Below are 4,480 nucleotides of genomic sequence, written 5' to 3' on the forward strand. Positions count from 1 at the left end.
AGTTTCCGGTGCGCGCGCCGCCGACGCCGTCGTCGTCGCCGAGCCGGAACCCGCTGAATACGTCAAGATTTGCGACGTCTACGGCGCTGGCTACTTCTACATCCCCGGCACCGAGACCTGCCTGCGCATCGGCGGCTATATCCGTTATGACATCGGTGGCGGCGACGTCGGCTCGTTCGATGGTGCAAGAAGCGCAGATCATCAGGACATCGGTGAGAGCAACGACACCTGGCGCAAGAGAGCCCGCTTCACGCTGAAGACCTGGACCGGTCAGGAAACCGAACTCGGCACCTTGAAGACCTACACCGAGACCCGCTTCAATTTCAGCAACACCCAACGCGATACGAGCCCGTTCATCAATGCTGCTGGCAACGAGCCTGTTTCGCTGAACTTCGCCTGGATCCAGCTCGGTGGCCTGCGCGTCGGTAAGGACGAATCGGCCTTCGATACGTTCGTCGGCTACGCCGGCAACGTCATCCAGGATACGCTGGTTCCCTATGGCGGCTTCGACACCAACGTCATCCAGTATTACTTCGATGCTGGCAACGGCTTCTCGGCTGTGGTTTCACTCGAAGAAGGCTATGGCGCCTACACGATCGACAGCTATGTTCCGCATGTCGTCGGCGGTGTGAAGTGGACGCAGGGCTGGGGTGCAATCACCGGCGTTGTTTCGTATGACAGCAACTACGAAGAAGTCGCCACCAAGGTTCGCTTGGACGTGAACGCGACGAACGAGCTGACGCTGTTCATCATGGGCGGTTACGGCACCGACGACAACTACACCGACGCAAGCTTGAATTTCCCTGCTGGTGGTCGCGGCATGTACAAGCAGTGGAGCGGCAATTGGGCACTGTGGGGCGGTGGCACCTACAAGTTCAACGAGAAGACCTCGTTCAACGCTCAGGTGTCATATGACGAGGGCAAGAACCTCGGCATCGCGGCGAACATCGCCTACGACGTGGTTCCTGGCTTCACGGTTACGGCCGAAGTCGATTACCTTAATGTCGGCAACGACACCGTGTCCAACTGGACCCATGCCGACAAGAAGAGCAACATCGGCGGTATCCTCCGCTTCCAGCGCTCGTTCTAAGGGCTGGTTCCTTACAGGTGAAATCCAGCCCGGGCGCGCAAACGCCCGGGCTGTTTTTGTTTCGTGACTGGATCAAGGCAAACGGAAGGATGGGGGTAACGGTAGCTGAATAAATCCGTGGGGTGGTTTCGTGGGATCCGCTGATGGGCGGATGAAATCACAACTGCGTGATTAAAATCTCTTGAAAGGACGCTTCCAAGCGGGTAGGGCTGACCTATCCCACTCGGGGGTGTGGCAAATGATGACGAACGAAGCGATTCAAGAGGGCGAGTCCTCTGATCATTTTTCGATGTTTTCTTCTCAAAGTCCGAAGATTCGATACACCTACAACAAGATTAGAGAAGTAAAATCGCATCGGGTCGGAGATCTTTTTTCAGCATATCGGGACATATTATGGGATGATGGGCGGCATAAGTATAATGTCAGCTCGTTCATCGGCGAAATAGACGAGATTCTCCTTGGTGAGCGTTTCAGCGCCTTTGACCAAAGTACCCTGGACAACCTTATCGGCACCCTGCGCCAGCGCGGCAACAGCAACGCAACCATCAATCGAAAGATGGCTGCCCTCAGCAAACTGCTGCGCAAGGCTCACAAGATGGGAGATATCCACAGCCTGCCCGAGTTCCGCCGCCAGAAGGAGCGGGCGGGTCGGATTCGCTTCCTCGAAAGGGACGAAGAGGCGCGCCTGTTCGCCGCCATCAAGAGCCGCAGCGAGGATGCCTACAGGCTTTCCGTTTTCCTGGTCGACACCGGATGCCGTCTCGGCGAGGCGCTTGGGCTGATCTGGAACGATATCCAGGAGCATCGCGTCTCCTTCTGGATCACCAAATCCGGCCGCAGCCGCACCATTCCGATGACCGAGCGGGTCAAGGAGGTCATCAAGCTGCCTCCCACCGAGGGTCGTCGGCCCAAAGGACCGTTCACCAAGCTCAGCCAGGCACAGTTCCGTGCCATCTGGAACGACGCGAAGGCCGAAGTCGGCCTCGGCGCCGACGATCAGGTGGTGCCGCACATATTGCGCCATACCTGCGCCTCGCGTCTTGTCCAGGGCGGCATCGACATCAGGCGCGTGCAGATGTGGCTCGGCCACCAAACGCTGTCGATGACGATGCGCTACGCGCATCTGGCCACCAACGATCTCGATGGCTGTGTCATCGTGCTGGAAACGCCTCGATCGACTCAGCCGGGCGGCAATTGCGCTGAAGGCCCCATGTTTTCTTCGCCCGTGACGACGCCTTCGTCGCCGACGGCAGAGCGGAAAAAGAGGGACGGGGCAGCCGCCGCCGCTAAGGAGTCGCCGAAAGCGACTCGGAAAAGTTCAAAAGCCAAGTAGGCTGAAGAAACTTGCCTATACTATCATAGCTATCCCGTGACCTTGTTCGGTCATGGGATTTACTTCAGGATATTCTTCCGCTCGGCCTGATCGAGAAAAGCGCCTATGTCGCCCGGTAGGCTGCCGGTCTCGAGGAACGGCGCATGGCCCTGACCCTCGACGGTGATCGTCTCCATCATGGAATGGCGCTCTCTCATCTGCTTGAGCGTGTCTGTGGACAGCAATCTCGAATTAACGCCCCGTATGGTGAGCAGAGGAATCGCGGCCAACGCCTCGAATTGCGGCCATAGGTCAGGCAGCTTCTGCGTCAGATCGAGACTGGCAACGGTATCCACCAGCTTCGGATCGAAATCCGGCACCAGCCCACCATCCGTTTCGCGGTAGAGAGCCCATACCATCCGATCCCAATCGGCGCCGGCAAGAGCGGAGAAGTCTTCGCCATGCACGCTGCGCTGGGCGGCCGCCGCCTGTGTGCGGGTTTTCGGTGCCGGGTCGCGCTCGAGATAAGACTGGATATGGGCAAGTCCGGCCGTCTCGATCATCGGTCCGATGTCGTTGAAAACAATGGCTTTCAGGACGGATGGCCGCATCGTCCCGAGCACATGGATGATCAATCCCCCGCGCGAGGTGCCGATGAAGGCCGCTTCTCCGATGTTCAGCGCCGCCAGCCCGGCGAGAATGTCGCCGGCCTCCACGCCGACATTGTAATTTTTGACGTCGGGATCATAAGCTGACTGCCCGCGCCCGCGGTAGTCGAAGGCGATGACCTTTCGTGGAGTGGCCGCATGCGTCGACAGATAGAGCGCGAGCTCGTGAAAATCCCTGGCATTGCGGGTCAGGCCAGGCAGGCAGACAACCGGCCAGGGTCCGGAATTGGCCTCGCCATAGACGCGCGCATGGAGTTTTAACCCGTCCGGTGCGCTGTAGAAGAAGTCGGAAAAAAGCTGCTCGCTTGCCATCGGAATGTGCGACCTCGCTGTATCAATCTGGACAGCTACAGGCGAGGGCAGGGATGGTCAATAAAAGGCGCTCTTGCCTTCTCCCACAAGTGGAGAAGGACAGAAAGGCTCAACTCCGCCCGTTCACCAGATCCCCGACAATGTCGTATTCGCCGGAAATACGCATCTTGTAGACCTCGTAATTCTCCATCACTCGCTGAACGTAACTTCTTGTTTCCGTGTAGGGAATCCGCTCGATCCAGTCGACGACCGCGTCGATGTCCTTGCCGCGCGGGTCGCCATATCTGCCCACCCACTGCCTGGCCCGGTTGGGGCCGGCATTGTAGCCGGCGAAGGTCAGCACGTAGGAGCCGTTGAAGCGGTCGAGCTGTTCGCCGAGGAAGGCCGAACCAAGCGTCGCGTTGTAGCCGGCATCGGTGGTCAGCCGTGTTTGCGAAAACTGCAGCCCGGCCTTCTTCGCCAGTTGCCTTGCGGTTCCCGGCATCAGCTGCAGCAGCCCGCGCGCGCCGGCGCTCGACACGGCGCCGATGTTGAATTCGCTTTCCTGGCGGGCGATCGCATAGGCCAGCGCCTTGCCTGAGCCGGAAATGTCGGCCGAATCGGGAATGACGCCGAGCGGATGCGACAATGCGCCGACATCAATGCCGCGCGCCCCGGCGATCTTGCCGATTTTCAGCGCCATGAAATGGTTCCCTTGCTTTTCGGCAAGGACAGCGAGCAGCGCCAGTTCGCCTGGACTGGTCAACTGCCCGGCAAGGTCGCGATAGAGCGTCTCGGCATAGCGGTCGTAGCCCGCCTCCTGCAGCCGCTTGATGGCGCTGACGGCCTCGCGGCCGGCAAAGTTCTGCCGGTCGGCTGCGCTTGGCGAGGGATAGACGATGTTGAGCGCCTGCCGGCCGACACGTTCGGCGGCAAGCTGGCCGTAGAATGTCGTGCCGTAGGCAGCGGCGCGCGCAAAATAATCCTTGGCGTTGCCCGGGCCGCCGACTTCGGCGGCACGGCCGAGCCAGTAATACGCGCGCGACAGCGTCATCGGCCCTTGGGCAAGGTCGGCGATGCGAGCGAAATGCGTTGCGGCAAGCTTGGGGTCGTTCAGGC

The 4,480-nt window shown here is 59.8% G+C and carries 4 protein-coding genes; 2 read left to right on the plus strand and 2 right to left on the minus strand.

The features are described 5' to 3' along the window. On the plus strand, positions 1–1,090 hold a 1,090-nt coding region (locus ENZ75_RS22295), incomplete at its 5' end, for a porin (protein ID WP_164750185.1). Between the two features lie 238 nt (positions 1,091–1,328). Beyond that, complete coding sequence (locus ENZ75_RS22300) at positions 1,329–2,423, plus strand: site-specific integrase (RefSeq protein ID WP_013532598.1); 1,095 nt, start codon at positions 1,329–1,331, stop codon at positions 2,421–2,423. Positions 2,424–2,482: 59 nt separating this feature from the next. Here the strand turns inward: ENZ75_RS22300 and ENZ75_RS22305 are convergent, their stop codons facing one another. Both ENZ75_RS22305 and ENZ75_RS22310 read right to left on the minus strand, forming a co-directional pair. Continuing rightward, positions 2,483–3,382 (minus strand): alpha/beta hydrolase, encoded by a 900-nt coding sequence (locus ENZ75_RS22305; protein ID WP_013532597.1) that lies wholly within the window; start codon positions 3,380–3,382, stop codon positions 2,483–2,485. 109 nt (positions 3,383–3,491) lie between these two features. Beyond that, positions 3,492–4,480: lytic transglycosylase domain-containing protein (locus ENZ75_RS22310; RefSeq protein WP_164887927.1), on the minus strand; the 989-nt coding region annotated here is incomplete at its 5' end.

It is taken from the genome of Mesorhizobium sp. M7A.F.Ca.CA.002.04.1.1 (genome assembly GCF_004022805.1).
GTDB lineage: Bacteria > Pseudomonadota > Alphaproteobacteria > Rhizobiales > Rhizobiaceae > Mesorhizobium > Mesorhizobium ciceri.

Bases quoted from the DNA above. Each gene is read 5' to 3' on its own strand.
- ENZ75_RS22305 (WP_013532597.1), bottom strand. From the start codon at position 3,382: ATGGCAAGCGAGCAGCTTTTTTCCGACTTCTTCTACAGCGCACCGGAC.
- ENZ75_RS22300 (WP_013532598.1), top strand. From the start codon at position 1,329: ATGATGACGAACGAAGCGATTCAAGAGGGCGAGTCCTCTGATCATTTT.